Annotated in this window: 28 protein-coding genes and 1 other RNA gene; 20 read left to right on the forward strand and 9 right to left on the reverse strand. The window is 67.2% G+C overall.

The features are described 5' to 3' along the window. Positions 1–51: 51 nt before the first annotated feature. The 5 genes from O3305_RS16760 to O3305_RS16780 all read left to right on the forward strand — a co-directional run bounded on the left by O3305_RS16760 (position 52) and on the right by O3305_RS16780 (position 6,023). Positions 52–459 (forward strand): DUF6491 family protein, encoded by a 408-nt coding sequence (locus O3305_RS16760; protein ID WP_269573550.1) that lies wholly within the window; start codon positions 52–54, stop codon positions 457–459. A gap of 53 nt (positions 460–512) precedes the next feature. Beyond that, positions 513–1,463: a tRNA pseudouridine(55) synthase TruB gene (gene truB, locus O3305_RS16765; RefSeq protein ID WP_269573551.1), complete on the forward strand. Its 951-nt coding sequence runs from the start codon at positions 513–515 to the stop codon at positions 1,461–1,463. A gap of 20 nt (positions 1,464–1,483) precedes the next feature. After that, complete coding sequence (gene rpsO, locus O3305_RS16770) at positions 1,484–1,753, forward strand: 30S ribosomal protein S15 (protein ID WP_116839282.1); 270 nt, start codon at positions 1,484–1,486, stop codon at positions 1,751–1,753. A gap of 174 nt (positions 1,754–1,927) precedes the next feature. Then, complete coding sequence (pnp, locus tag O3305_RS16775; RefSeq protein WP_269573552.1) at positions 1,928–4,273, forward strand: polyribonucleotide nucleotidyltransferase; 2,346 nt, start codon at positions 1,928–1,930, stop codon at positions 4,271–4,273. Positions 4,274–4,454: 181 nt separating this feature from the next. Beyond that, the gene (locus O3305_RS16780; protein ID WP_269573553.1) at positions 4,455–6,023 is read left to right on the forward strand and encodes an outer membrane protein assembly factor BamB family protein; all 1,569 of its coding nucleotides are present in this window, start codon (positions 4,455–4,457) and stop codon (positions 6,021–6,023) included. A 22-nt stretch (positions 6,024–6,045) separates the two neighbouring features. Here O3305_RS16780 and O3305_RS16785 read toward each other — a convergent pair whose 3' ends face one another. Next, on the reverse strand, positions 6,046–6,960 hold the full coding sequence (locus tag O3305_RS16785; protein WP_269573554.1) for a LysR family transcriptional regulator: 915 nt from the start codon (positions 6,958–6,960) through the stop codon (positions 6,046–6,048). Positions 6,961–7,058: 98 nt separating this feature from the next. On the opposite strand from O3305_RS16785, the gene O3305_RS16790 reads away from it, so the two are divergent. The 3 genes from O3305_RS16790 to O3305_RS16800 are packed head-to-tail and all read left to right on the forward strand — an operon-like array spanning position 7,059 to position 8,886. Continuing rightward, a complete protein-coding gene (locus tag O3305_RS16790; RefSeq protein ID WP_353739201.1) occupies positions 7,059–7,556 on the forward strand; it encodes a (R)-mandelonitrile lyase in 498 nt (165 codons plus the stop codon). Then, entirely contained in the window at positions 7,556–7,780 is a 225-nt protein-coding gene (locus O3305_RS16795) for a tautomerase family protein (RefSeq protein ID WP_269573555.1), read from the forward strand. The genes O3305_RS16790 and O3305_RS16795 overlap by 1 nt, the downstream gene beginning before the upstream one ends. A gap of 38 nt (positions 7,781–7,818) precedes the next feature. Continuing rightward, positions 7,819–8,886, forward strand: a complete 1,068-nt coding sequence (locus O3305_RS16800; protein ID WP_269573556.1) for an NAD(P)-dependent alcohol dehydrogenase — start codon at positions 7,819–7,821, stop codon at positions 8,884–8,886. Here the strand turns inward: O3305_RS16800 and O3305_RS16805 are convergent. Then, positions 8,866–9,060, reverse strand: coding sequence for a hypothetical protein (locus O3305_RS16805; protein WP_269573557.1), 195 nt, complete (start codon positions 9,058–9,060; stop codon positions 8,866–8,868). The genes O3305_RS16800 and O3305_RS16805 overlap by 21 nt on opposite strands. Before the next feature lie 133 nt (positions 9,061–9,193). Further along, positions 9,194–9,535, reverse strand: a transfer-messenger RNA (tmRNA) gene (ssrA, locus tag O3305_RS16810). Positions 9,536–9,596: 61 nt separating this feature from the next. Between ssrA and O3305_RS16815 the strand changes: the two genes are divergently transcribed. After that, positions 9,597–10,028 carry an RrF2 family transcriptional regulator gene (locus O3305_RS16815; protein ID WP_269573558.1) on the forward strand — a complete coding sequence of 144 codons (432 nt, stop codon included), beginning with the start codon at positions 9,597–9,599 and terminating at the stop codon, positions 10,026–10,028. On the opposite strand, the gene mscL is transcribed toward O3305_RS16815, so the two are convergent. Continuing rightward, the gene (mscL, locus tag O3305_RS16820; RefSeq protein WP_269573559.1) at positions 10,025–10,453 is read right to left on the reverse strand and encodes a large conductance mechanosensitive channel protein MscL; all 429 of its coding nucleotides are present in this window, start codon (positions 10,451–10,453) and stop codon (positions 10,025–10,027) included. The genes O3305_RS16815 and mscL overlap by 4 nt on opposite strands. Before the next feature lie 160 nt (positions 10,454–10,613). Between mscL and O3305_RS16825 the strand changes: the two genes are divergently transcribed. From O3305_RS16825 to O3305_RS16845, 5 genes are all read left to right on the forward strand, one after another. Continuing rightward, a complete protein-coding gene (locus tag O3305_RS16825; RefSeq protein ID WP_269573560.1) occupies positions 10,614–11,195 on the forward strand; it encodes a LemA family protein in 582 nt (193 codons plus the stop codon). Positions 11,196–11,329: 134 nt separating this feature from the next. Further along, positions 11,330–11,773: a TPM domain-containing protein gene (locus O3305_RS16830; protein ID WP_269573561.1), complete on the forward strand. Its 444-nt coding sequence runs from the start codon at positions 11,330–11,332 to the stop codon at positions 11,771–11,773. Then, positions 11,770–12,633 (forward strand): TPM domain-containing protein, encoded by an 864-nt coding sequence (locus tag O3305_RS16835; RefSeq protein ID WP_269573562.1) that lies wholly within the window; start codon positions 11,770–11,772, stop codon positions 12,631–12,633. The genes O3305_RS16830 and O3305_RS16835 overlap by 4 nt, the downstream gene beginning before the upstream one ends. Position 12,634: 1 nt before the next feature. Continuing rightward, positions 12,635–13,306 (forward strand): TPM domain-containing protein, encoded by a 672-nt coding sequence (locus O3305_RS16840; RefSeq protein ID WP_269573563.1) that lies wholly within the window; start codon positions 12,635–12,637, stop codon positions 13,304–13,306. A 5-nt stretch (positions 13,307–13,311) separates the two neighbouring features. Continuing rightward, positions 13,312–13,833 (forward strand): NUDIX hydrolase, encoded by a 522-nt coding sequence (locus tag O3305_RS16845; RefSeq protein WP_269576546.1) that lies wholly within the window; start codon positions 13,312–13,314, stop codon positions 13,831–13,833. A 116-nt stretch (positions 13,834–13,949) separates the two neighbouring features. Here O3305_RS16845 and O3305_RS16850 read toward each other — a convergent pair whose 3' ends face one another. Together O3305_RS16850 and hrpB are read right to left on the reverse strand one after the other, a co-directional pair. Continuing rightward, entirely contained in the window at positions 13,950–14,234 is a 285-nt protein-coding gene (locus O3305_RS16850; RefSeq protein WP_269573564.1) for an ETC complex I subunit, read from the reverse strand. 11 nt (positions 14,235–14,245) lie between these two features. After that, positions 14,246–16,675 (reverse strand): ATP-dependent helicase HrpB, encoded by a 2,430-nt coding sequence (gene hrpB / locus O3305_RS16855; RefSeq protein WP_269573565.1) that lies wholly within the window; start codon positions 16,673–16,675, stop codon positions 14,246–14,248. 57 nt (positions 16,676–16,732) lie between these two features. Here hrpB and O3305_RS16860 point away from each other — a divergent pair, with 57 nt between their 5' ends. After that, positions 16,733–16,945, forward strand: a complete 213-nt coding sequence (locus tag O3305_RS16860) for a hypothetical protein (RefSeq protein WP_269573566.1) — start codon at positions 16,733–16,735, stop codon at positions 16,943–16,945. A 43-nt stretch (positions 16,946–16,988) separates the two neighbouring features. On the opposite strand, the gene O3305_RS16865 is transcribed toward O3305_RS16860, so the two are convergent. Further along, on the reverse strand, positions 16,989–18,002 hold the full coding sequence (locus O3305_RS16865; protein ID WP_269573567.1) for a polyprenyl synthetase family protein: 1,014 nt from the start codon (positions 18,000–18,002) through the stop codon (positions 16,989–16,991). A gap of 76 nt (positions 18,003–18,078) precedes the next feature. On the opposite strand from O3305_RS16865, the gene O3305_RS16870 reads away from it, so the two are divergent. From O3305_RS16870 to O3305_RS16890, 5 genes are read left to right on the forward strand one after another with little or no spacing between them, the layout of a single operon-like run. Then, positions 18,079–18,363, forward strand: coding sequence for a chorismate mutase (locus O3305_RS16870; protein WP_184162469.1), 285 nt, complete (start codon positions 18,079–18,081; stop codon positions 18,361–18,363). Continuing rightward, positions 18,360–19,067, forward strand: a complete 708-nt coding sequence (locus tag O3305_RS16875) for a hypothetical protein (RefSeq protein WP_269573568.1) — start codon at positions 18,360–18,362, stop codon at positions 19,065–19,067. Before O3305_RS16870 ends, O3305_RS16875 begins: the two co-directional genes overlap by 4 nt. A gap of 12 nt (positions 19,068–19,079) precedes the next feature. Then, positions 19,080–20,201, forward strand: a complete 1,122-nt coding sequence (locus O3305_RS16880; RefSeq protein WP_269573569.1) for a glycoside hydrolase family 130 protein — start codon at positions 19,080–19,082, stop codon at positions 20,199–20,201. Further along, complete coding sequence (locus O3305_RS16885; protein ID WP_269573570.1) at positions 20,198–21,763, forward strand: alpha-amylase family glycosyl hydrolase; 1,566 nt, start codon at positions 20,198–20,200, stop codon at positions 21,761–21,763. The genes O3305_RS16880 and O3305_RS16885 overlap by 4 nt, the downstream gene beginning before the upstream one ends. After that, complete coding sequence (locus O3305_RS16890; protein WP_269573571.1) at positions 21,760–22,767, forward strand: glycosyltransferase family 4 protein; 1,008 nt, start codon at positions 21,760–21,762, stop codon at positions 22,765–22,767. The genes O3305_RS16885 and O3305_RS16890 overlap by 4 nt, the downstream gene beginning before the upstream one ends. A 32-nt stretch (positions 22,768–22,799) precedes the next feature. Here the strand turns inward: O3305_RS16890 and O3305_RS16895 are convergent, their stop codons facing one another. Then, positions 22,800–23,783, reverse strand: coding sequence for a D-cysteine desulfhydrase family protein (locus tag O3305_RS16895; RefSeq protein ID WP_269573572.1), 984 nt, complete (start codon positions 23,781–23,783; stop codon positions 22,800–22,802). Between the two features lie 133 nt (positions 23,784–23,916). Then, positions 23,917–24,393 carry a hypothetical protein gene (locus tag O3305_RS16900; protein ID WP_269573573.1) on the reverse strand — a complete coding sequence of 159 codons (477 nt, stop codon included), beginning with the start codon at positions 24,391–24,393 and terminating at the stop codon, positions 23,917–23,919. Positions 24,394–24,448: the final 55 nt, after the last annotated feature.

Genomic DNA, 24,448 nt, shown 5'->3' on the forward strand with positions numbered 1-24,448 from the left:
ACAAGCGCGGCAAGGAGCGCCCCATCTCGTTCTCCGCAAAGGAGAAGATCCATGTTTCGCAAGACCGTTATCGCCTGTGCCCTGCCGCTGATGTTCGCCGCCACCGCCGCCTCGGCCCAGCAATCGGGCCCGACGCCCGGGCCCAAGTCGGGCGAGCAGGCCTCTATCCCGTTCTTCACCCGGAGCGACATCCGCACCTTCGATGCCACCGATAGCGGCGACGGCGTCTATATCCAGGATGCTCGGCGCAACTGGTATTACGTCTCGTTCTTCGGTCGCTGCAACAACCTGCCCTTCGCGATCGGCGTCGGCTTCAAGACCTTCCCGGGCGCCTCGCAGATCGATCGCGGCGACACGATCTTCGCGGGGCGCGAGCGCTGCCAGATCGCCAATATCGTGCACAGCGGACCGCCGCCGGTGAAGGCGAAGAAAGCGAAGAAGGCCAAGCCGGCAGCCTGATACCGGCCCTGTGATGCTGGCTCTGCGCCCGCGGCTCCGCTAGGGCGCCGCGGATGCATGGTTGGATCATCCTCGATAAACCCCTCGGCCTTGGCTCGACGCAAGGCGTGAGCGCCGTCAAGCGCGCGCTGCGCGACGGCAAGTACGGCAAGTTCAAGGTCGGCCATGGCGGCACGCTCGATCCGCTGGCGACCGGGGTACTGCCGATCGCGCTGGGCGAGGCGACCAAGCTCGCCGGCCGGATGCTCGACAGCGACAAGGTGTATGATTTCACCATTGGGTTCGGCGTGCAGACCGACACGCTCGACCTGGAAGGCAAGGAAGTCGCCGCGTCGGACGTGCGACCCACCCTGGCGCAGGTCGAGGCGGTGCTGCCGCGCTTCACCGGTCCGATCGATCAGGTGCCGCCGGCCTATTCCGCGCTCAAGGTGGACGGCGAGCGCGCCTATGACCTTGCCCGTGCGGGGGAAGAGGTGACGCTGGCCTCGCGATCCGTCGTCATCCACAGCCTGTCCCGTCTCCCCGGGCTTGAGCCGGGGTCCCGCTTGCTCGGGGCCGCGGACAATAGCGGGACCCCGGGTCAAGCCCGGGGTGACGAACTGGAGCAGATCACGCTCACCGCCCATGTCTCCAAGGGCACCTATATCCGCAGCCTCGCGCGTGACATTGCGCTGGCGCTCGGCACGGTCGGCCATGTCACCATGCTGCGCCGGGTGAAGGCTGGTCCCTTCACTCTGGAGTCCGCGATTTCGCTGGACAAACTGGACGAAGCCGCTAAGGGCCGCTCCCTTGAACAACTTCTCCTGCCATTGAGGGCGGGGCTGGACGACATCCCGGCTCTATCCCTCACCCCCGACCAGGCAGGGCTGCTCCGACAGGGGCGGGTTCTGGCCGGGATCGCCAAGGAAGACGGCCAATATTTCGCGTGCCTGGGGGATACCCCGATCGCGCTGGTGGAGGCTCTATCCGGTGAAATCCGGGTCGTCCGCGGCTTCAATATCTAAGCGATGTCGAAGGAAAGACTATGTCGATCACTGCAGAGCGCAAGGAAGCGCTGATCAAGGAACACGCACGCGGCGGCACCGACACCGGCAGCCCCGAAGTGCAGATCGCGATCCTCTCGGAGCGCATCGCCAACCTGACCGAGCACTTCAAGACGCACGCCAAGGACAACCATTCGCGTCGCGGCCTGCTCATGCTGGTCAACAAGCGCCGTAGCCTCCTCGACTATCTGAAGAAGAAGGACGAGGGTCGCTACACCGACCTCATCGCGAAGCTCGGTCTTCGCAAGTAACCGGAAAGGCGGCCTTCGGGTCGCCTTTTTGTCATCCCGGCAGGCTAGTGCCGGCGTCAGGCTCCCACGCAGCGGAGCAGACGGGGGATCGGCAATTCGGCCAGTCCCACGAGCCACGTACGGCTCTCTCCATAGGCCCCCGCTGCATCGGGCAGCGGGTGTGAAGGAAAAACAATGTTCGACAAGAAGACTGTATCGATCGAGTGGGGCGGCAAGACGCTGACTCTCGAAACGGGCAAGGTTGCCCGCCAGGCTGACGGCGCCGTGATGGCGACCCTCGGCGAAACCGTGGTTCTCTGCGCGGTGACCGCCGCCAAGAGCGTGAAGGAAGGCCAGGACTTCTTCCCGCTGACCGTCCACTACCAGGAAAAGTTCTCGGCCGCCGGCCGTATCCCGGGTGGCTTCTTCAAGCGTGAGCGTGGCGCCACCGAGAAGGAGACTTTGGTCTCGCGTCTCATCGACCGCCCGATCCGCCCGCTGTTCCCGGAAGGCTTCTACAACGAGATCAACGCCATCGCTCAGGTGCTGAGCTATGACGGCGAGAACGAGCCGGACATCCTCGCGATGGTCGCCGCTTCGGCAGCGCTCACCATCTCGGGCGTGCCGTTCATGGGCCCGATCGGCGCCGCGCGCGTCGGCTATGTCGATGGCGAGTACATCCTGAACCCGACCGACGAGCAGGTCGCCGCCGGCGATCTCGATCTCGTCGTCGCCGCTACCTATGACGCGGTGATGATGGTCGAATCGGAAGCCAAGGAGCTTTCGGAAGAGATCATGCTCGGTGCCGTGCTGTTCGCGCACGATGCGTGCCGCGAAGTCGTCAAGGCGATCATCAAGCTCGCCGAGCAGGCCGCCAAGGATCCCTGGGAAATCGCGTCGTCGAACGACAACGCCAAGCTCAAGGACTCGATCAAGAAGCTGGTCGGCAAGGACATCGCGGCCGCCTACAAGCTGACCGACAAGTCGGCCCGCTCGAACGCCCTCAACGAGGCGCGTGCGAAGGCGAAGGCGAAGTTCGCTGAGGACGGCCTCTCGCCCCAGGAAGTCATGGCCGGCATCAAGCTGACCAAGAAGCTGGAAGCCGAGATCGTCCGCACCGCCATCCTCAAGGACGGCAAGCGCATCGACGGCCGCACCACCACGCAGATCCGCCCGATCGAGGCGGAGACGCATTTCCTCCCGCGTGCGCACGGCTCGGCCCTGTTCACCCGCGGCGAGACCCAGACCATCGCCACCGCGACCCTGGGCACCAAGGACGCCGAGCAGATGATCGACGGCCTGGGTGGCCTGTCGTACCAGAACTTCATGCTGCACTATAACTTCCCGCCCTATTCGGTCGGCGAAGTGGGCCGCTTCGGTGCCCCGGGCCGCCGCGAAGTCGGTCACGGCAAGCTCGCCTGGCGCGCGCTGCACCCGGTGCTGCCGACCAAGGAAGAGTTCCCCTACACGATCCGCCTGACCAGCGACATCACCGAGTCGAACGGCTCGTCGTCGATGGCGTCGGTCTGCGGCGGCAGCCTCGCGATGATGGACGCCGGCGTGCCGATCAAGCGTCCGGTCTCGGGCATCGCCATGGGCCTGATCCTCGAGGGCAAGGACTTCGCGATCCTGTCGGACATCCTGGGTGACGAAGATCACCTCGGCGACATGGACTTCAAGGTGGCGGGCACGTCCGAAGGCATCACCACGATGCAGATGGACATCAAGATCGCCGGCATCACCAAGGAGATCTTCGAAGCCGCGCTGAACCAGGCCAAGGACGGTCGCGCCCACATCCTGGGCGAGATGAACAAGGCGCTGTCGGCAACCCGTTCGGAGCTCTCGGCGCACGCACCGCGCATCGAGACCTTCACGATCGACAAGTCGAAGATCCGTGACGTGATCGGCACCGGCGGCAAGGTGATCCGCGAGATCGTCGCCACCACCGGCGCCAAGGTCGACATCGACGACGAGGGCGTGATCAAGGTTTCGTCGAGCGACGTCTCGCAGATCGAAGCCGCGATCAACTGGATCAAGGGCATCGTCGAAGAGGCGGAAGTCGGCAAGATCTACACCGGCAAGGTCGTCAACCTCGTCGATTTCGGCGCCTTCGTGAACTTCATGGGCGGCAAGGACGGTCTCGTCCACGTCTCGGAGATCAAGAACGAGCGCGTCGAGAAGGTCTCGGACGCCCTGTCGGAAGGCCAGGAAGTCAAGGTCAAGGTCCTCGAGATCGATCCGCGCGGCAAGGTTCGCCTGTCGATGCGCGTCGTCGACCAGGAGACCGGCGAAGAGCTGGAAGACACCCGTCCGGCCCGCGAACCGCGCGAGCCGCGCGGTGATCGTGGCGACCGCGGTGACCGTCGTCGCGACGGTGGCCGTGGCGGCGATCGTGGTCCGCGTCGCGAAGGCGGCGACCGGGATCGCGGTCCGCGCGGTGACCGGGGCGATCGCGGCCCGCGCCGCGAGCGCTCGGAGTCGAAGGACGAAGGCGGCGAGGACATCGGCCTGCCGGCGTTCCTCACCGGCGCCGACGACTGATCGTCCGGGGAAACCCGAAACGCATGAGAGGGGCTCGCGGCAACGCGGGCCCTTTTCTTTGCCCGGGTGATTTCACCGAATCGGGATAATCCCTTTTCTCAGTGCCTTGTTGAACACTCCTCAGCCTGTCACATCCGCGGTGCCGATGGCACGGGGTGGCGCGGCAAAGAGGGGGATTTCCATGCGCAAGTTGATGCCGTTCGGCGGGATGTTGTTGCTCGCCGGCTGTTCAGGCGGGGGTGGTGGCACGGGCGGCAGTGTCTCGACGCCGACTCCCACACCCGTCCCGACCCTGGCGGTCACGCTCGACAAGGCGACGCAGAGCCAGACGGCAATCGAGAGCGACAGCCGGGCGAGCTTCTCCTTCGTCGCCACCTATAGCGGCACCGCGAGTACGGCGATCTATCCCCGGATCAGCTTCGACGACAAACTGCTGTCGCAGGACGGCGATATCGTCCAGTCGGGCAAGAGCTACACGGTCTCGCTGAAGAGCCTTGCCGGCCTCAGCGCGGAGACGCGCAGCGGCGATGTCACCTTCCGGCTCTGCCGCGACACGGCGTGCGCGGAGGTATATCCCGGCTCCACCCAGACCTTCCGCTACACGCTCGACGTCAAGCTCAACGATTGGGAGATGTTCCAGCGCTCGGCCGGGCACACCGCCTATGTCCATGCCAGCTTCGATCCGGCCAAGTTCGCGAAACTGTGGGACAAGAGCTTTGCCGATGCCGGCAGCTTCCGCCCGGTATCGACCAAGGGCGGCACGATCTTCCTGACGCGCAAGGCGAGCGCGGGCACGAGCGTTTACGCGCTCGACAGCGCCACCGGCGCGCAGCGCTGGGCCTATGACCTGGGCCCGATCTCCGACGGCAGCGGCCCGACGGTGAGCGGCGACCAGCTGCAGGTCGTCACCATGTTCACTTCTTCCGGCGAGAATCGGATTGTCACGCTCACGGCCGCGAACGGCCAGTTCGTGCGCAACATGCTGTTCGCCTCGCAATGGTCGGTCTTCGCCCAGCCTACCGCGGTCGGGCGTGAGCTGTATCTGGCATCCGGCTATTACGGCAACGTCGTCTACAGCTACAATCTCGACAACGGCGTCACCCGCTGGACGGCGAACGGCGTGTCCGGGAAGGTTTGGGACGGCGCCACGCCCGCGGCCGACGACCAGTATGTCTATTATTACTCGGGCAGCCTCGACGTCTATCGCCGCTCGGATGGCGCGCTGGTCAAGAGCATCGCCGATCCCTTCTGGGTGTGGAACGGCTATTCCTATGCCGGCGGCCCGATCCTGGGCGCGCGCAAGAACGCGATCGCCTATTCGGGCACGGGAATGGGCATCTATCCCATTTCCTTCCCGCTGGTCAGCTACGACATCGAGGGCGGCAAGATCGCCTGGCGTACCGCCGGCACTTACAGCAACGCGCCGGCGCTGGCGAAGGGGGTATTGTTCGCCGCGAGCAATCCGCGCGGGCAGCTGGACGCGATCGGCGAGGAGGATGGCGCGGTCCGCTGGTCCTGGCCGGTTCCGGCAGGCGAGACGTTCCTCGGCAATATCCTTGTCACCGACAACCTCGTCCTCTTCTCCACCTCCGCGAAGGTCTATGCGGTGTCGCTCGACACGCATGCCACCGTCTGGTCGGCACCTACGCCGGGCACGCTGGCGATCGGCGCGGAGGGGCGGCTGATCGTGACGCCGATCATCAACGGCACGGCGCCCGGGGGCACGATCACGGCCTATTCGCTGCGTTGATGCAAGGGGAGGCGGAGCCCGGTCAGCCTGACCGGGCCTCGCGCCCCGGGCGCCAGCGCAGTGCCTCGACGATCGCCGCGAAGGCCGGCGTCGGCTGGCGTCGGCTGGGATAATAGAGATGGTAGCCGGCAAAGGGCGGCGACCAGTCGTCCAGCACCGCCTCCAGCCGGCCATCGGCCAGCGCGTCGCGTACCAGGTCTTCCATCAGGTACGAAAGGCCAAAGCCCTCCAGCGTGGCATCGCGGATGTGGAAGATGCTGTTGAAGATCAGCTGGCCGCTGACCCGGACCCGCTGCTCGCGGCGATTGCGCTCGAACTCCCAGGCGTAAAGCCCGCCCAGCGTCGGCAGGCGCAGGTTGATGCAATTATGCTCGGCGAGGTCCTGCGGGGTCTGCGGGCGGCCATGTTTCGCAAGATAGCCCGGGGTCGCCACCACCAGCATCCGCACCGGCGGGCCGATCGGCACCGCGATCATGTCCTTGTCGATGATGTCGCCCAGCCGCACGCCCGCATCGAACTTCTCGGCGACCAAATCGACCAGCCGGTAATCGGTCTCGATCTCGACATGGATGTCGGGGTGCTCGGCCAGCACGCCGCGCAGCCGTGGCCACAGCACGGTCTGCAGCGAGAATTCGTCGGCGGTGATCCGGATATTGCCCGCCGGCCGATCGCGCAGGTCGTTTAGCGCGGTCACATGCGTGGCGATCTCGTCGAGATGGAAGGCGACGGTGCGCAGCATCCGCTCGCCCGCCTCGGTCGGCGTCACGCTGCGGGTGGTGCGGTTGAGCAGCCGCACGCCCAGCCGCTCCTCGAGGGAACGCATGCAATGGCTGAGCGCGGACGGGGTGACGCCCAGCTGCGCCGCGGCACGCGTGAAGCTGCGCTCGCGCGCCACCGCGACGAAGGCCGAGAGATCGGCAAGGTCCTGACGATTCATTGCTGAAAAATACTCATAAGCGCGTTCATATTATAGCCCCTAATCGGCTGAGCGCTCGCACCCCATTTCTGCGAACATCAGGGAAAAGGGGTGATCGCATGAAACGGCTGGTCCTGGCTGCGGCATCGCTCCTTCCCGTCTTCCCCGCCTGCGCCCAGCAGGCGCCCCAGGCACAGGAGCAGCAGATGCGCATTCAGCGGAACGGCAGCCAGCCGTCGCAAAAAGGGCCCGCCGACTGGTTCACCGGTTCGGTGCGGATCGACCCGCTCACCATCGCCGAGGATCCCCGCTTCGGCGTCGCCAGCGTCACCTTCGAGCCCGGCGCCCGCACCGCCTGGCACATCCACCCGCTCGGCCAGACGCTGATCGTCACCGCCGGGCTCGGCTGGACCCAGTGCGAGGGCGAGGCCGTGGTCGAGATCCGTCCCGGCGACGTGATCTGGTGCCCGCCCGGCCATCGCCACTGGCATGGCGCCAGCCCGGGCAGCGCGATGACGCATATCGCCATCCAGGAATCGCTGAACGGCAAGATGGTCGAGTGGTTCGAGCATGTCCCGGACGCCGTTTATCTCGCCGGTCCGGCCGGGGCGCGCTGATGCCGCATGTCACGCTCCGGCTCGCCTCGGGCCGTTCCGACGCGGACAAGCAGCGCCTCGCCGATGCGCTGGCCGAGGCCGTCACCGCCGCGATCGGATCGCCGCCGGAGAGCATCTCGGTGGCGATCGAGGATGTCGCGACGGGCGACTGGCCTGCCTTCTACCGAAGCGAGATCGCTGCCCATCCCGAGCTGCTGTTCAAGCCGCCCGGCTACACGCTCTGACTCCCCTGAACCCCGATACCAAGCAACAGAGGACCAACATGACCACCCAAGCAAAGGCCTATGCCGCCCAGTCGGCGAGCACCCCGCTCGCGCCCTTCACCTTCGAGCGCCGCGACCTGCTGGCCGATGACGTCTCGATCGACATCCTGTTCTGCGGCGTCTGCCATTCGGACCTGCACACCGCGCGCAGCGAATGGGACGGCACGATCTTCCCCTGCGTGCCCGGCCACGAGATCGTCGGCCGCGTCAGCGCCATCGGCAGCGAGGTCAGCAAGTTCGCGGTCGGCGACCTGGTCGGCGTCGGCTGCATGGTCGACAGCTGCGGCCATTGCCCGTCCTGCCAGGAGAGCGAGGAGCAGTTCTGCGAGACCACCGGTTTCGTCGGCACCTATAACGGCCCGGACGCGCATCTCGGCGGCCACACCTTTGGCGGCTATTCCGATCATATCGTCGTGAAGGAAGGCTTCGTCCTCAAGGTCAGCCATGACGAGAAGGACCTGGCCGCGGTCGCGCCGTTGCTCTGCGCCGGCATCACCACCTATTCGCCGCTGCGCCACTGGAATGCGGGACCGGGCAAGAAGGTCGGCATCGTCGGCATCGGCGGCCTTGGTCACATGGGGATCAAGATCGCCGCGGCGATGGGCGCGCATGTCGTCGCCTTCACCACCTCGCCCGCCAAGATCGAGGACGCGAAGAAGCTCGGCGCGCATGAAGTGATTGTCTCGCGCAACGCGGACGAGATGGCTGCGCACGCCAACAGCTTCGATTTCATCCTCGATACGGTGGCGGCAAGCCATGATCTCGATGCGCTGACCGGCCTGCTCAAGCGGGACGGCACGCTCACCCTGGTCGGCGTGCCCGAGCATGCGCACCCGTCGCCGAACGTCTTCAACCTGGTGTTCAAGCGCCGCTCGATCGCCGGCTCGCTGATCGGCGGCATCGCCGAGACGCAGGAGATGCTCGATTTCTGCCACCAGCACGGGCTGACCGCCGACATCGAGATGATCCGCATGGACGAGATCGAGACGGCTTACGACCGGATGGTGAAGAGCGACGTGAAGTACCGCTTCGTCATCGACATGGCGTCACTGAAGCAGGAAGGCTGAGGGCGCCAGCCGGCGTCCTCCCCCGGAGCCGGCGCGACGGCGCCGGCTGCCGGCCACCGGCGCCGTGGCTTCCCTGCGGGGAAGCCGCGGCGGCCGCGCACCCTCGGCGACCATCGCCGAGGCGATCACCCCGAAGGCGATCAGTGCCGTCACTTTGTGGGTCTGCCGGTCCATGCGCGCACGAAACCATGCGCGGCGCGCGCGCGACATTCGGGAGATCGCCGTTCCGGGATCGCCCTTGCGGCATTTCGCTTAAGTAAAATGGGAAAGTGGGGAGCTTCTGTTGCCCGGTGCTCCCCGTACCGCTGGAATCCCCTTCTGTTGCCCGGTGGGGTCCAACCGCGCATTTTAGAATAACCTTAGGCCGTTAGGCCTTGGGGTTACGCCGCAATAGCGAGTGCTTCGTTATCGTTGGCACTTGTGTAATGGACCGTCACAGTGGCCCACGCTGAGAGATAGATAGCGCTTTTCAACACACGTCGATCCTAGTTCGGCCCCGTCAGCAACTGCCTTGAGCAGGTAGCTGGTGGTGGAGCCGCCGGGTACCGCCCCCGGGTCCGCTGCGCCTATTGCACGCCTTCGTTTATCCCCATAGCCGACCGAAGCCGGCAGGACCCATATAGGGGCGGGATTCATTAATGAAAAGGTCAGGCGGGATGTCCTAAGGTCTTCACAGTGCCGCAAACTATTGGCATGGACGTTTTGAACCGATGTTGACCCAGCGTTCCCGCTACGCCCTTCGTGCGATGCTCTATCTGGCCGGACAGCCCATTGCGGGTGCGCCAACGCCGATGAACCGCATCGCCACCGAAGCGAATGTGCCGCGCAAGTTCCTTGAGCTGATCCTGGCCGATCTGCGCGAGGCGGGCTTCCTCACGTCCACGCGCGGCAAGGCGGGTGGCTATCGCCTGGCACGCGCCAAGCACCTGATCTCGCTCGGCGAGATCATCCGGGTGATCGAGGGGCCGCTGGCGCTGGTCCCCTGCGTGAGCCGCACTGCCTATCGCCCGTGCAATGACTGCAAGGACGAGGCGAGCTGCGCGATCCGCCACGCGATGGCGCGGGTGCGCGACGAGACCGCGCGTATCCTCGACGGCACCAGCCTTGCGGATGCCACCGCCGAGGATCTTGCCGCGGCCTAGGCCGCGTTCTTCTTCAGCTCGTCGCGGATCTCGCGCAGCAGCGTCACGTCCGCCGGTTCGGCGGCGGCGGCTTCCTCCGGCTTCGGGATCACGCGGTTCACCGCGCGCACCAGCAGGAAGATGATGAAGGCGACGATCACGAAATTGACCGCCGCGGTGATGAACGCGCCATAGCCGAACAGCGGCACGCCGGCCTTTTTCAGCGCGGCATAGTCGGTCGATCCGGTCAGCGCGGCGGGGATCGGCCCCAGCGCGATGAAGTAGCTCGAGAAATCGAGCCCGCCGAAGATCTTGCCGATCAGCGGCATCAGCAGATCGTCGGTCAGCGAGCTGACGATCTTGCTGAACGCGGCGCCGATGATGACCGCCACGGCCAGATCGAGCACGTTGCCGCGCGAAATGAACGCCTTGAATTCCTTGAACATCGCTTCGGCTCCCAACCCCTGCCGCCAGCGCGCGGCATCTTTGCCATGAAGCACGCTTGTGGAGCTTGCGCAAACCGCCTGCGTTTCCGATTTAGCTTTCGAACCGAGGTGTTGCCACTGTATAAGACACTTCGAACCCGATCCGGAGGATCCTGACGTGATGAAGTTTCGTGCCCTTCTTGCTCTTGCCGGCGCCGCCCTGCTCGCAGGCTGCGGCCTCAACAGCGTGCCCACCGCCGAAGAGAATGCAAAGGCGCGCTGGGCCGATGTGCAGGCCAATTATCAGCGGCGCGCGGATACCATTCCCGCGTTGGTCAACACCGTGAAGGGCGCCGCTGCGTCCGAAGGCAAGATCCTGAACGATGTGGTCTCGGCGCGCGCCAAGGCGACCCAGATCCAGGTGACTGGCGACGACCTCACCGACGAGAACAAGATGTCGGCGTATAACCAGGCCCAGGCCGGTCTGACCCTGTCGCTCCAGCGCCTGCAGGAAGCCTATCCGCAGCTGCAGAGCCAGGGTAACTTCAAGACGCTGATGGACCAGATCGAAGGCAGCAACAATCGCATCACCATCGCGGTGCGTGACTACAACGCCGCGGTGCAGGCCTATAACACCCGCATCCGCACCTTCCCCGACGCGATCGGCGCCAAGATCTTCTACGGCGCCAAGCCGATCGTGCCCTTCAAGGCCGAGGCGGGTGCGGAGAGAATGCCCGACGTCAGCTTCGGGAACAGCAACTGATCCTGCGGGCGCTTCTCCTCTGCGGTGCGCTGGCGGCCTGCAAGCCGCTCGCGCACGATCCGCATGCCGTTGCGGCGGGATGCACGCCGGCGGCGGAGACGACGCCCGTCGCCGGTGCGGTCGAAGGGGCGGCGGTGCCCAATGCGCGGCCCGCCCCCGCCGGCTATGATTTTCCGGCGCTGACCGGCCGGGTGGTCGATTCCGCCAACCTGCTTTCGGTAAGCGAGCGGCGGCGGCTTTCGAACCAGTTGGTCGATGCCGAGAAGAAGTCGAAGCATCAGTTCGTGGTGGTCACGGTCAAGAGCCTCGGCGGGCACCAGATCGCCGATTATGGCGTGAACCTGGGCCGCACTTGGGGCATCGGCCGCAAATGCTTCAACGACGGGGTGCTGCTGATCGTGGCGCCCAATGAGCGCAAGGTCCGGATCGAAGTCGGCACCGGCCTCGAAAAGGCACTGCGCGACGAGGAAGCGGGCGCGATCATCCGCGACGACATCCTGCCGCGCTTCAAGGAAGGCAAGTTCGCCGACGGCATCTTCGCCGGCAGCGAAGCCATCATTCGCGAGATCACTGAATGAGTCTGTTGCGTAGCCTGCTCGCATTGCTGCTGGTCCTGGTGCCGCTCTCGGCACAGGCGCAGCCGGTTTTCCCCAAGCTCTCCGGCCGGGTGGTCGACGAGGCGCATCTGCTCTCGCCCGCCCAGGTCGCCCAGCTCAACCAGCTCTCCGAGGACGTCCAGAAGGCCTCGACCCGGCAGTTCGTCGTCGCGACCATTCCCGATCTCCAGGGCTATGACATCCAGGATTACGGCTATCAGCTCGGCCGTGCCTGGGGGATCGGCCAGAAGGACGCCAATAACGGCATCCTGCTGATCGTCGCTCCCAATGAGCGCAAGGTCCGGATCGAGGTCGGCTACGTGCTCGAGCCGATCATGACCGATGGCCTGTCCAGCCAGATCATCAACGAGAAGATCATCCCCCGCTTCAAGCAGAACGACATGGCCGGCGGCATCGTCGCCGGCGCGCAGGCGATCGCCGAGCAGATGAAGCTGCCTCTCGAGGCCGCCGAGCAGCGTGCCCAGCAGAGCCAGGCCAAGGTCAGCGAGACCGCCAAGCGCCGCCAAGGCAATGGCGGCGGCTTCCCGATCGGGCTGATCTTCTGGGGCATCATCCTGCTGTTCGTGATCCTGCCGATGCTCGGGCTCGGCCGGCGCAAGCGGCGCGGCCCCTGGGGGCCGCGCTACCGCAGCGACGACAGCGGCGCGCTGCCGATCATCCTCTGGTCGATCGCCAACGAGATCGGCCACCAGGCCAGCCGTGGCGGGGGTGGCTGGGGCGGTGGCGGCGGCAGCGACTGGGGCGGCGGTGGCGGCGGCGGCGGTGGCTTCTCCGGCGGCGGCGGATCGTTCGGGGGCGGCGGCGCCTCGGGGAGCTGGTGAGATGCGATTGACCGATCAGGACCGCATGGCGGTCACCCAGGCCGTAACCGCCGCCGAGCTGACCACCAATGGCGAGATCGTCACGGTCGTCGCCGGGCGCTCGGATCCCTATCACGACGTCGCGCTGCACTGGGCGGTGCTGGCGATGCTGCTCGTCCTGGCGCTGCTCGCCTGGCAGCCCTGGCCGGCCGAATGGCTCCATTCGCGCTTCATCGACAGCTGGGCGCAGACCGTGCCGGCGCGCTGGTACCTCACCATCGCGCTGATCCTGATGGCGGTCACCTTCCTGGTCGCCCGCGTCGTGCTGGCGCTCGACGCGCTCCGCCTGTTCCTCACGCCGTCGGCGACCAAGAACCGTCGCGTCCACCGCCGCGCGCTCGAACTGTTCCGCGCCGCCGCCGAGAAGCGCACCCGCGGCTCGACCGGCGTGCTGCTCTATCTCAGCCTTGCCGAGCACCGCGCCGAGATCATCGCCGACGAGGCGATCCACTCGAAAGTCACGCCCGACGTCTGGGGCGCAGCGATGGCGGCGTTGCTCAAGGGCGTGAAGGCGGACAAGGCCGGTGATGGCATGGCCGAGGCCGTCCACCAGATCGGGCTGGTGCTCGCCGAGCATTTCCCGCGCAGCGCGGACGATGTGAACGAACTTCCCGACCGGGTGATCGAACTGTGAGCGACATGGAAGAAGAGATTGCCTGGGCCGGCAAGTGGATCACCGCCAAGCGCCGCGGCAAATGGGAATATGTCTCGCGCGCCAAGGGTATCCGCGCCGCGGTGATCGTCGCGATCGACGCCGACGACCATGTCCTGCTGGTCGACCAGTTTCGCGTGCCGCTCGGCAAGCGCTGTCTCGAGCTCCCCGCCGGCCTTGTCGGTGATGAGGCCGGCCGCGAGAATGACAGTCCCTTCGAGGCTGCCCGCCGCGAGCTGATCGAGGAAACCGGCTATGACAGCGCGGAGATCGAGGACCTGGGCGAGTATTTCTCCTCGCCCGGCCTGGTCAGCGAGAGCTTCACTTTGGTCCGCGCGCGCGGACTGACCAAGGTCGGCGAAGGCGGCGGGCTGGAGGATGAGGACATCATCGTCCACCGCGTGCCGCTGGCGGGGCTCCCCGATTTCGTCGCGAAGAAGCGCGCCGAGGGGCTGGCGATCGACGTGAAGCTGTTGCTGTTGCTGTCAGGCGCGCTGCTCGGCATCTGACCTTCGTCATGCTGAACTTGTTTCAGCATCCAAGGTCCCACCAGCGTACCGCCTGGGGAGAGTTGGACCCTGAAACAAGTTCAGGGTGAAGAAGTGCAGTGGAAGCGGTGAAGCGCTTACCGGAAGTTGTCCGCGTACGCCTGGAGCTTCAGCTTGCGCTCCGGCGCCGGCACCACATGGAAGGCCAGGCCTTCGCGCTCGGCATAGGCGGTGGCGGCTTCCAGCGTCTCGAAGCTCAGGCGCAGCTGGGTCGCGGTCGCGTCGCCGCCGGTCCAGCCGGTCAGCGGATCGGCCTTTTGCTGGCGGACCGGCTCGAACTCGAGGATCCAGCTGGTCGTGCGCGCACGGCCGGACTGCATGGCGTTCTTGGGCTTCTGAAAAATGCGAGCGGTCTTGGTCATGGTCATTTCCCTTAGCGCGGGCCGGCGGCCCTTGCATCTGCCTTTTTCGTCCTGAGCGTCGCCGATGCCGCGGCGGGATCCTCGGGCCAGGGATGGCGCGGATAGCGGCCACGCATCTCCTTGGCGACCGCGGCCCAGCTGCCTTTCCAGAAGCCCGGCAGGTCGCGCGTCGTCTGGATCGGCCGGCCGGCCGGAGAGGTGAGGCTCAGCACCAGCGGCGTGCCGTCGCCGAGCACCGGATGCGTGTCGAGCCCGTACAGCGCCTGCACCCGCACCTCCACCATCGGCCCGCCCTCGGCGGCATAGTCGATCGCATAGGTCGAGCCCTCGGGCGTCTCGAAGCGGGCGGGGGCAAGCCGGTCGAGCGCCTTCTGCCCGTCCCAGCCGAGCAGATTATTCAGCGCATTGGTCAGCCCCTCGACCGCATCCAGCCGCCGCTTGCCGCTGAGCAGGCCGGGCAGCCAGTTGTCCAGCTCGGCGAGCAGCCGCGCGTCGGACAGCGAATCATTGCCGGCATAGGCGGCGCGGGTGCGCAGCGCCTGGGCGGTGTCCGACCAGGGCAGCAGCGCCAGCCCATACTCGCGTACGCCTTCCAGCAGCGCCTTCTCGATCTCTGCCGGGCTTGCCGCCGAATCGGGCCCGCTCGACAGCCGGATCGCCCCGAGCCTGCGTTCGCGCAGCGCCTCGATCCGCCCGGTCCCGGGATCGAAGCGGACGCTGCGCCGCGTCTCGATCCGATCGGCAAACAGCGATTCGACTTCGGCCGGATCGATCGGCGCGGCGGAGAGGATGCGCGCGCCCGCCGCCATGCCCTGCGTCTCCGCCACCGCCAGCCATTCGGCGCGGGCGAGCGAGGAGGTCGGGTCGAGCTTGAACCCGCGCCCACCGGCCGAAGCCCAGGTCTCGCCGCTCGCATCGCGCCGCTTGGCGATCCGATCGGGAAAGGCGAGGGCGACACAGGCGGCGGGATCGCCGATCCCGTCATCGCCCACCAGCTTCGCCCAGCGCTGCGCCAGCCGTCGGGCATTCTCCGCCCGCGGCCCGCGCTCGCTTCGCCAGCGGCGCAGGCGCAGCTCGAGATCGGCGTCATTGCCGCCCAGCCCGCGCTCGCCGAGCAGCACCGCGATCTGCGCCGCCGTCCCCGCCATGCCGCGCTCGGCGGCGCGGACCAGCATATGGCCGAGCCGGGGCGGCAGCGGCAGCCCGGCGATCGCCTTGCCATGGGCGGTCGGGCGGCCGGCTTCGTCGAGCGCTTCCAGCGTCCCAAGCCGCTTGCGCGCTTCGGAGACGGCAGCCTCGGGCGGCGGATCGAGCCAGTTCAGGTCGCGCGGATCGCTCACCCCCCAGAGTGCGCAATCGAGCACCAACGCCGAGAGATCGGCTTCCAGTATCTCGGGCGGATCGAAGCGCGGCAGGCCGGCGGTCGCCGCTTCTTCCCACAGCCGATAGGCGACACCCGGCCCCTGGCGCGCGGCGCGGCCGGCGCGCTGGGTGACCGATGCCTGGCTCGCCCGCTCGGTAACCAGCCGGGTCATCCCCGCCGCCCGATCATAGCGCGGCCGCCGCGCCAGCCCCGAATCGACCACCACCCGGATGCCGTCGAGCGTTAGCGAGGTCTCGGCGATCGAGGTGGCCAGCACGATCTTGCGGCGCCCCTGTGGATCGGGCGTGATCGCGGCGCGCTGGGCGCCCGGCTCAAGGCTGCCGTGCAACCTGTGCACCACCGTACCGGGCACTTCGCCGATCCGCTCCGCGGTCCGCTCGATCTCGGCGACGCCGGGCAGGAAGGCGAGCACGCCGCCTTCGGCCTCGCGCAGCGCGAGCCGACAAGCCGCCGCCATCGAATCCTCGATCCGCGCCTCCGCCGCGCGGCCGATATGGCGCAACTCCAGCGGCCAGCTCCGCCCCTCGCTCTCGACAACCGGCGCATCGCCCATCAATCCCGAGAAGCGCGTGCCGTCGAGCGTTGCCGACATCGCCACCAGCCGCAAATCGGGGCGCAGTGCCGCCTGTGCGTCGAGCGCCAGCGCCAGGCCGAAATCGCTGTCGAGGCTGCGCTCATGGACTTCGTCGAACAGCACGGCGGAAACCCCCGCCAGTTCGGGATCGGCCTGGATGCGATTGACGAAGATGCCCTCGGTCACGACCGTCACCCGCGTCGCGGCCGATCGCTTGCTGTCCATCCGCGTCGCGTAGCCGAAGGTCTGGCCGACATTCTCGCCCGCGAGCGCCGCCATCCGCTCGCCCGCCGCCCGCGCTGCGAGCCGGCGCGGGGAGAGCAGCAGCACTTCGCCGGTGCACCAGTCCTCGCCAATCAGCGCCGGCGCCACCGCCGTGGTCTTGCCCGCGCCCGGCGGGGCGACCAGCACGGCATTGCTCCCGCCACGCAGCGCGGCGAGCAGATCGGGCAATACGGCGTGGATCGGCAGCAAATCGTTCATGAGCGCTGCAACCATTTCCCCAAGCCGGTGTTACGCGCAAGCGAAGGAGGACCGGACATGGCGCGAACCCTGGCTCAATTTTCGATCACCGCCGATGGCGACGGCGATTACACGCTGCATCTCGAGGATGATGACGGCGAGACGCTGGAGTTCACCGCCAGCGAGGAGCAGCTCGACCTGATCGTCGAGGCGATCGAGGAAGTGCTCGATGCCGACGAGGACGATCTTCTGGACGACGACGAGGATGAAGACGAGGACGTCGAGGAATAGTCTTCGTCACCCCGGGCCGGGGTCCCGCTGCCGTGCCCTGGAATCAATACGCCCGGGCGACCGCGAACTCGACCGCTTCGACCATCGCATCCTTGGCGGTGCCATTGGCGAAGATGCCCAGCGAATCGATCGCGCGCTGGCCGTAATGGCGGGCGCGGGCGAGCGTATCGTCCACCGAGCGGCTCGCCTGCACCAGCTTGATCGCCTCGGCGAAGTCGGCATCCGAATTGCGGTGGCCCGCGATCGCATCCTTCCAGAAGGCGCGTGCCGCCTCGTCGCCGCGCGCATAGGCGAGGATCACCGGCAGGGTCATCTTGCCTTCGCGGAAGTCGTCGCCGGCGTCCTTGCCCATCGTGCCCGCGTCCGAGACATAGTCGATCGCGTCGTCGACCAGCTGGAAGGCGATGCCCAGGTTGCGGCCATAGGCGTCGAGCGCCAGCTCCTCGGCTTCCGAACGCTCGGCGACCACTGCGGCGATGCGGCAGGCGGCGGCGAACAAAGCGGCGGTCTTGGCGCCGATGATGTCGAGATAGCGTTCCTCGCCCAGGTCGAGCCGGCGCACCGCGGTGAGCTGGTTGACTTCGCCCTCGGCGATCACGGCACTGGCGTTGCTGAGGATGTGCAGCGCCTTCAGGCTCTCGCTCTCGACCATCAGCTCGAACGACTTGCTGAACAGGAAGTCGCCGACCAGCACGCTGGCCGGGTTGCCCCAGATGATGTTGGCGGTGCGGCGGCCACGGCGCAGGTCCGAGCTGTCGACGACATCGTCGTGCAGCAGCGTCGCGGTGTGGATGAACTCCACCGCGGCGGCGAGCCGGTGGTGGCGGGTGCCCGGATAGTTGAGCAGGCGCGCCGCCGCGAGCGTCAGCATCGGCCGCATCCGCTTGCCGCCGCCGGCGATCAGATGGCCGGCCAGCTCCGGAATCAGCGGGATCTCGGACTGCATGCGATCGAGGATCACTGCGTTCACGAGGTTCATGTCCTGGGCGACGAGCGCCATCATCGGATCGAGCGAGGGGGCGGGGCCGCCGCCAAGGCGATGGATGGTAGCGCTCATGGGCCAAGCCTCTGGCGGGTGCGGCGCACAAAGGCAAGACTTGCGTGACCTTACGTCCTGCGCAAAGAGGATGGCGATGTCCGACGAGACCCTCAACCGCTACCGCCAGAGCATCGACAATATCGATGCCGCGCTCGTGTTCCTGCTCGCCGAGCGCTTCAAGGTCACCCAGGCGGTGGGGCGCTACAAGGCGGAATCGGGCCTGCCGCCCGCCGATCCCGGCCGCGAGGACCGCCAGATCGCCCGGCTGCGCGAGCTCGCCAAGACGGCGGACCTCGATCCGGAATTCTCCGAGAAGTTCCTGCGCTTCATCATCGACGAAGTGATCCGCCACCACGAGCAGCTCCGGGACGAGAAATGAGGCGGGCCGCCGCGCTCCTGCTGCCGGCGCTGGTGCTGGCGGGCTGCGGCGGCAACCAGGCGCAGAAGCCGGCGCCGTCTCCCTCGGCGAGCGCCAGCCCCACGCCCGCGCTCGATCCCGCCGCGCGGCTTGCGGCCGCGGTCAAGGCGTCCTTCCCCGAAGGCGTCAACCAGGGCCCGGTCACCTTCGACGATAGCAAGCTGGTCGATACTGGCTTCGGCCCGGTGCTGGTCAGCCACGGCCATGTCCGCGATCCCGCGCATGTCGATGCCGGCACGATCGCGGTCCATTATCTCGATGCGGACGGCACCGGCTTCAAGGTGCGCAAGGCCTATCCCAAGGCGGCGGAGAGCGGCAGCTTCGGCGACCTCGCCGAATGGTCGGTCAGCGACAAGTTCCTCGACCGGCCGGTGGTCTATGTCGAGGGCGGCGGCACCTGGCAGGGATACACGTGCAGCTTCACCACGCTCGTCGCGCTCAACCCGGAGGGGCCGAAGGAAGTGGCCTCCTTCCAGTCCGTCTATGACAATGGCGGCGCGGTCGAGGACAATGCCCAGTCGGTCCGGGGCAAGATCGGGGCGATCCGAAAGGGTATCGATTTCACCGTGAAGTTCGAGGGAACCCGATCCTTCGCCGAGCGATACGTCTGGAGAGATGGCAAGTACCAGCGCGAAGGCGGGGAAAGCCAGGTTCCATCCTGTTGAGGGGGTAGAGACGTGGCGGCGGACGATGATTTCCTGATCTTCCGCCCCGACGATGTCGACCTGTCCCGCTCCCCGCTGCGCAAGGGCGTGGCCGAGCCGACCCATGTCCTCGGCGCCTTCAATCCCGGCTTCGCGCGCCTGCCCAACGGTAACCTGCTGCTGATGGTCCGCGTGGCGGAAGCGCTGCGCGATCCGGTCGATGGCGAGCATGCCCGGGCGGTGCGCTGGACGCCTTCGGGCTATGTCCTCGATCGCCACGCCGTGGCGGGCATCCAGATGGACGACCCGCGCCAGTTCGCGCTCAAGGACCGCAACCCGCGCCTGCTCGGCCTCACCTCGCTCTCCTGGCTGCTTCCCGTCGAGCTGAGCAAGGACGCGAGCAAGATCGTGAAGATCCATTACGACAAGGCGATCGAGCCCTCGGCGTCGTTCCTCGACTACGGCGTCGAGGATGCCCGGATCAGCCTGGTCGGCGGCAGCTGGTGGATGACCGTGTGCGGCGTCTCCGCCGAGCGCCACTGCACCGCGATGTACCACTCGGTGAACGGGCTCGACTACAAGCTGCTCGGCGTGGTGCTCGATCACCAGAACAAGGACATGATCCTGTTCGAGGGCAAGCCAGGCGGCAAGTACATGGCGCTCACCCGCCCGCTTGGCGAAGTCTATTTCGCCTATCCAGAGGACTCCCCCTGGCTCGGCGGCCCCTCGATCAACATGGCGCAGTCGCCCGATGGCCTGCATTGGAAGCCGCTCGACACGCCCGGCATCCGCGCGCGCAAGGGGACCAGCTCCACCCAGCGGATCGGCGGGGGCAGCCAGCCGGTGCTCACGCCGCAGGGCTGGATGCTGATCTATCACGGCGTCGAGAAGCAGGGCGCGGTCGGCGTCTATCGCAGCTTCTGGGCGCTGCTCGACAAGGACGATCCCTCGCGCATCCTCCGCCTCGAGGACGAGACCCCGCTGATCGAGGCCAACCCGGCACTCACCGATCCGATCGCGCACCAGCTCTATCTGCCTACCCCCGTGGTGTTCACCACCGGCGTGGCCGACGCCGGCGACCATTATATCGCGGCCAGCGGCGAGGCCGATCTCGCCTGCCGCATCACCCGCATTGCGAAGGAGCGGTTCCAGTGAGCGAATGGTGGAAATCCGCCGTCATCTACCAGATCTATCCGCGCTCCTTCCAGGATACGAACGGCGACGGCATCGGCGACCTGAAGGGCATCGAGCGCCGCCTCGACGACCTCAAGGCGCTGGGGATCGACGCGATCTGGATCTCCCCGATCTTCCCCTCGCCGATGGCCGATTTCGGCTATGACGTCGCCGACTATTGCGGGATCGACCCGCGCTTCGGCACCCTGGCGGACTTCGACGCGCTGCTCGCCGCCGCGCACGCACGCGGCATCCGCCTGCTGCTCGATCTCGTCCCCAACCACACCTCGGACCAGCACCCCTGGTTCCAGGAAAGCCGATCGGCCCAGGACGATCCCCGGCGCGACTGGTATATCTGGCGCGATGCCAGGCCCGACGGCTCGCCGCCCAACAACTGGATCAGCGATTTCGGCGGCTCGGCCTGGGAGTGGGACGAAGCCACCAGCCAATATTATTACCACGCCTTCCTCAAGGAGCAGCCCGACCTCAACTGGCGCAACCCGGCGGTGCGCTCGGCTATGCTGGACGTGCTGCGCTTCTGGTTCGAGCGCGGCGTCGACGGCTTCCGCATCGATGTGCTGTGGCACATGGTCAAGCATGTCGACCTGCCCGACAATCCGGTGAACCTGGACTGGGCGCCCGGCCAGGCCGATTACACCCGCGTCCACCAGCTCCATTCGACCGACCAGCCCGAAGTCCATGGCATCGCCGGCGAGATGCGCGCGATCGCCGACGAATATGGCGCCCGCGTCCTGATCGGCGAGATCTACCTGCCGGTGCCGAAACTGGTCGGCTATTACGGCACGCCCGAGCAGCCCGGCGTGCACCTCCCCTTCAACTTCCAGCTGATCGGCGCCGAGTGGAACGCGCCCGGCCTGGCGAAGATGATCGCCGACTATGAAGCCGCGCTCCCGGCGGAGGGCTGGCCCAACTGGGTGCTCGGCAATCACGACCGCCCGCGCATCGCCACCCGCGTCGGCGCGGAGCAGGCCCGCGTCGCGATGATGCTGCTCCTCACCCTGCGTGGCACGCCCACGCTTTATTATGGCGACGAGATCGGCATGGAGGATGGCGAAATCCCCGCGCACCTGGTTCAGGACCCGCGCGAGATCCGCGATCCCGGCATCGGGCTCGGCCGCGATCCGGTGCGCACGCCGATGGCCTGGGACGCGACCACGAACGCCGGCTTCAGCCCCGCCGACCCCTGGCTGCCGCTCCACCCCGACTGGATCGCCCGCAACGTCGAGGCGCAGCGCGGCGACCCCGCCTCGCTATGGCGCCTGACCCAGAAGCTCCTCTTCCTTCGCCACGAACACCGCGCACTCGCGCTCGGCGACTACCACCCGGTCGATGCCGGCGGCGACCTGCTCGCCTTCGAGCGGCGCTACGCGCATGACCGGCTGCTGGTCGTGCTCAACCTCGGCGACACGCCCCAGGGCTTCGCCATCCCCGAATGGGCCGAGGACTTCACCGTGCTCGCCTCCGCGCGCGGCGGCCACGACCCCGCGCTGCTCTCCCCGAACGAAGGCTATATCCTGGGATGAAGATCGCGATGCTGGCGCCGATCGCGTGGCGCACGCCGCCGCGCCATTACGGCCCCTGGGAACTGGTGACGAGCCTGCTGACCGAGGCTTTGGTCGCGCGCGGGATCGACGTGACCCTGTTCGCCACCCGGGACTCGATCACCGCCGGCACGCTCGATGGCGTGGTGCCGATGGGCTATGAGGAGAGCCCCGACATCGACGCCAAGGTCTGGGAGTACGCGCATCAGTCGCACCTCTTCGCCCAGGCGGACAAGTTCGACCTGATCCACAACCAGGCCGATTTCCCGGCCCATGCCTATGCTCCGCTGATCGACACGCCGATGGTGACGACGATCCACGGCTTCTCCTCGGATCGCATCCTGCCGATGTACAAGCCGTTCGAGGACCGCGTGCACTTTGTCGCGATCAGCAACGCCGATCGCCACCCGGCCTTGCGCTACGCCGACACCATCCACCACGGCATCCGGCTGGAGGAATTCCCCTTCGAGCCCGAGGGTGGCGAGGACCTGCTGTTCTTCGGCCGCATGCACCCGGACAAGGGCGCCGCCGAAGCGATCCAGCTCGCCCGCGCCACCGGGCGGCGGCTGAACCTCTACGGCATCATCCAGGACCAGGGCTATTTCGACCGCGAAGTCTCGCCTTTCCTCGACGAGCGCATCGCCTATCACGGCCCCGTCGGCGGCGCGGAGCGCCTCCGCGCGCTCGGCAAGGCGCAGGCGCTGTTGCACCTGATCAACTTCGACGAGCCCTTCGGCCTGTCGGTGATCGAGGCGATGGCGTGCGGCACGCCGGTAATCGCGATCAATCGCGGCAGCATGCCCGAGCTGATCGTCGATGGTGAGACGGGCTTCCTGGTCGATTCGGTAGGCGAGGCGATCGCCGCGTTGGGGCAGGTGGAGGGCATCGACCGCACCGCCTGCCGCGCGCGGGTGGCGGCGCATTTCTCGGTCGAGGCGATGGCGGAGAACTATATCCGGCTCTACCGCCGCATCCTGGGCGCCTGACACTCCTCCCCCGGAGGGGGAGGATTTAAGTGTCACCCAAAAGCCGGCTGGTACGCATAAAGCCCCGGCGTCCCGCCCGTCATCACGAACAGCACATCGCCGGTCAGTGACCCCCCGGCCAACCCCGCCAGCACGCCCGCAAACGCCTTGCCGCTATAGACCGGGTCGATCAGCAGCCCTTCCTGCCGCGCCATCAGCCGCACCGCCGCCAGCATCGCCTCGGTCGGGATGCCATAGGCTTCGCCCCGCTGCGAACCGTCGATCCGGAGATGCTCCGCCTCCAGCGCCGCCCGCCCGAGCAGCGCCCGCGTCTCGTTGGCCAGCGCCAGCGTGCCGCGCTCCGCCTCCGCCAGCTCGGCCAGCACGGTGAACGACAACACGCGCCGCGGATCGTCGATCCCGGCGGCAAGCCCGGCATGCGTGCCGTGGCTGCCATTGGCCACGATCACCGTGCTGAACCGCAGTCCCAGTTCGCTTTCCTGCGCCCCGATCTCCGCCGCGCAACGTGCATAGCCGAGCGCGCCCACCGGCGAGGAGCCGCCCGATCCGACCACATAGACCTTGCGCCCCTCCGCCCGCAGTATCTCGGCCCGCGCCTGCGCGGCCGCCAGCGAATCGCTCCCACGCGGCAAATGATGCACCACCGCGCCGAACAGCCCGTCGAGCAGCTGGTTGCCGTTGTGGAGATAGGCGGGGTCCTCGCGCGGCACCGTGTCGGTCAGCATCAGCTCGGCCTTGAGGCCCATCCGCGCCGCCGCCGCCGCGCTCAGCCGGGCATGGTTGGATTGCCGCGCGCCGGTGGTGATGAAGGTGTCGCAATCCTCGGCGATCGCGGCGCCCAGCAGATATTCCAGCTTGCGCAGCTTGTTGCCGCCGCCGCCCAGCCCCATCAAATCGTCGCGCTTCACGAACAGCCGCGCACCCTTCAGCCCCAGCGCATTCTCCACCCGCTCCAGCCGCTGGATCGGAGTCGGCGCGTCGAACAGGGCAATGCGGGGAAAGGCGTCGAGGTTCATCGGAAGGGCACCAGCAAAGAAGGGTGCGCTTTCATACCCTCCATCGTCATCCCGGCGAAAGCCGGGATCTCATGCCGTAGCGCAGGGAAGGTGCCGCACGGGACCCCGGCTTTCGCCGGGGTGACGGAGGGGGCTACAGCGCCGGCTTGCACCCGCGCGTCTGATACACGCCGCGCAGGAAGCCGCGCCGGGCAAAGCCGGCATCGACCGCCGCATTGAGCTCGCGTTGCGCCGAAGCCGCGCCGCTCACTTCGCGGACCAGCCCGCGGAACGGCACGATCAGCCCGGCCACGGTGTCGCCGGTCACCTTCACCTTGCGGCTCTTCTTGCGATTGACGCCCTGGACGAAATCGGGTCCCAGCGCCTCGCCGAGATCATCGAACGCGTCGGCGATCTGTGTGCATTTCGACAGGCCGGACAGGCTGTAGGGCGCGGCCGCCGCTTTCTGGAGAACCGGCGGAATCTTCGTCTTCACCGCGCCGACATCCTTGGCCGGCTGCTCGGCAATGTCGCCGGCGCGCTCCGCGGTGCTCTGCTGCTTGTCCTGGGCAAAAGCGGGACTGGTCGCCAGCATCGCCGTGGCAAGGCCGATCCAAAGGCTCGATCGCATGCACTTCCTCCTGTTGCCGCCCCGGTATCGAGATAGGGAGCGGCTATGCCTGCGC

Origin of the sequence: Sphingomonas sp. NIBR02145, from assembly GCF_027359115.1 — a bacterium.
In the GTDB taxonomy this organism is placed as follows: domain Bacteria; phylum Pseudomonadota; class Alphaproteobacteria; order Sphingomonadales; family Sphingomonadaceae; genus Sphingomonas; species Sphingomonas kyeonggiensis_A.

What these genes read in the sequence shown, in the direction of transcription:
- O3305_RS16780 (WP_269573553.1), top strand. Translation starts at nt 4,455, where the DNA reads ATGCGCAAGTTGATGCCGTTCGGCGGGATGTTGTTGCTCGCCGGCTGT.
- O3305_RS16805 (WP_269573557.1), bottom strand. Translation starts at nt 9,060, where the DNA reads ATGGACCGGCAGACCCACAAAGTGACGGCACTGATCGCCTTCGGGGTG.
- O3305_RS16895 (WP_269573572.1), bottom strand. Translation starts at nt 23,783, where the DNA reads ATGAACCTCGACGCCTTTCCCCGCATTGCCCTGTTCGACGCGCCGACT.
- O3305_RS16900 (WP_269573573.1), bottom strand. Translation starts at nt 24,393, where the DNA reads ATGCGATCGAGCCTTTGGATCGGCCTTGCCACGGCGATGCTGGCGACC.
- O3305_RS16795 (WP_269573555.1), top strand. Translation starts at nt 7,556, where the DNA reads ATGCCGCATGTCACGCTCCGGCTCGCCTCGGGCCGTTCCGACGCGGAC.
- O3305_RS16890 (WP_269573571.1), top strand. Translation starts at nt 21,760, where the DNA reads ATGAAGATCGCGATGCTGGCGCCGATCGCGTGGCGCACGCCGCCGCGC.
- O3305_RS16815 (WP_269573558.1), top strand. Translation starts at nt 9,597, where the DNA reads ATGTTGACCCAGCGTTCCCGCTACGCCCTTCGTGCGATGCTCTATCTG.
- O3305_RS16800 (WP_269573556.1), top strand. Translation starts at nt 7,819, where the DNA reads ATGACCACCCAAGCAAAGGCCTATGCCGCCCAGTCGGCGAGCACCCCG.
- O3305_RS16825 (WP_269573560.1), top strand. Translation starts at nt 10,614, where the DNA reads ATGAAGTTTCGTGCCCTTCTTGCTCTTGCCGGCGCCGCCCTGCTCGCA.
- rpsO (WP_116839282.1), top strand. Translation starts at nt 1,484, where the DNA reads ATGTCGATCACTGCAGAGCGCAAGGAAGCGCTGATCAAGGAACACGCA.
- O3305_RS16875 (WP_269573568.1), top strand. Translation starts at nt 18,360, where the DNA reads ATGAGGCGGGCCGCCGCGCTCCTGCTGCCGGCGCTGGTGCTGGCGGGC.
- O3305_RS16850 (WP_269573564.1), bottom strand. Translation starts at nt 14,234, where the DNA reads ATGACCAAGACCGCTCGCATTTTTCAGAAGCCCAAGAACGCCATGCAG.
- O3305_RS16860 (WP_269573566.1), top strand. Translation starts at nt 16,733, where the DNA reads ATGGCGCGAACCCTGGCTCAATTTTCGATCACCGCCGATGGCGACGGC.
- hrpB (WP_269573565.1), bottom strand. Translation starts at nt 16,675, where the DNA reads ATGAACGATTTGCTGCCGATCCACGCCGTATTGCCCGATCTGCTCGCC.
- O3305_RS16840 (WP_269573563.1), top strand. Translation starts at nt 12,635, where the DNA reads ATGCGATTGACCGATCAGGACCGCATGGCGGTCACCCAGGCCGTAACC.
- truB (WP_269573551.1), top strand. Translation starts at nt 513, where the DNA reads ATGCATGGTTGGATCATCCTCGATAAACCCCTCGGCCTTGGCTCGACG.
- pnp (WP_269573552.1), top strand. Translation starts at nt 1,928, where the DNA reads ATGTTCGACAAGAAGACTGTATCGATCGAGTGGGGCGGCAAGACGCTG.
- O3305_RS16870 (WP_184162469.1), top strand. Translation starts at nt 18,079, where the DNA reads ATGTCCGACGAGACCCTCAACCGCTACCGCCAGAGCATCGACAATATC.
- O3305_RS16865 (WP_269573567.1), bottom strand. Translation starts at nt 18,002, where the DNA reads ATGAGCGCTACCATCCATCGCCTTGGCGGCGGCCCCGCCCCCTCGCTC.
- O3305_RS16835 (WP_269573562.1), top strand. Translation starts at nt 11,770, where the DNA reads ATGAGTCTGTTGCGTAGCCTGCTCGCATTGCTGCTGGTCCTGGTGCCG.
- O3305_RS16760 (WP_269573550.1), top strand. Translation starts at nt 52, where the DNA reads ATGTTTCGCAAGACCGTTATCGCCTGTGCCCTGCCGCTGATGTTCGCC.
- mscL (WP_269573559.1), bottom strand. Translation starts at nt 10,453, where the DNA reads ATGTTCAAGGAATTCAAGGCGTTCATTTCGCGCGGCAACGTGCTCGAT.
- O3305_RS16845 (WP_269576546.1), top strand. Translation starts at nt 13,312, where the DNA reads ATGGAAGAAGAGATTGCCTGGGCCGGCAAGTGGATCACCGCCAAGCGC.
- O3305_RS16785 (WP_269573554.1), bottom strand. Translation starts at nt 6,960, where the DNA reads ATGAATCGTCAGGACCTTGCCGATCTCTCGGCCTTCGTCGCGGTGGCG.
- O3305_RS16790 (WP_353739201.1), top strand. Translation starts at nt 7,059, where the DNA reads ATGAAACGGCTGGTCCTGGCTGCGGCATCGCTCCTTCCCGTCTTCCCC.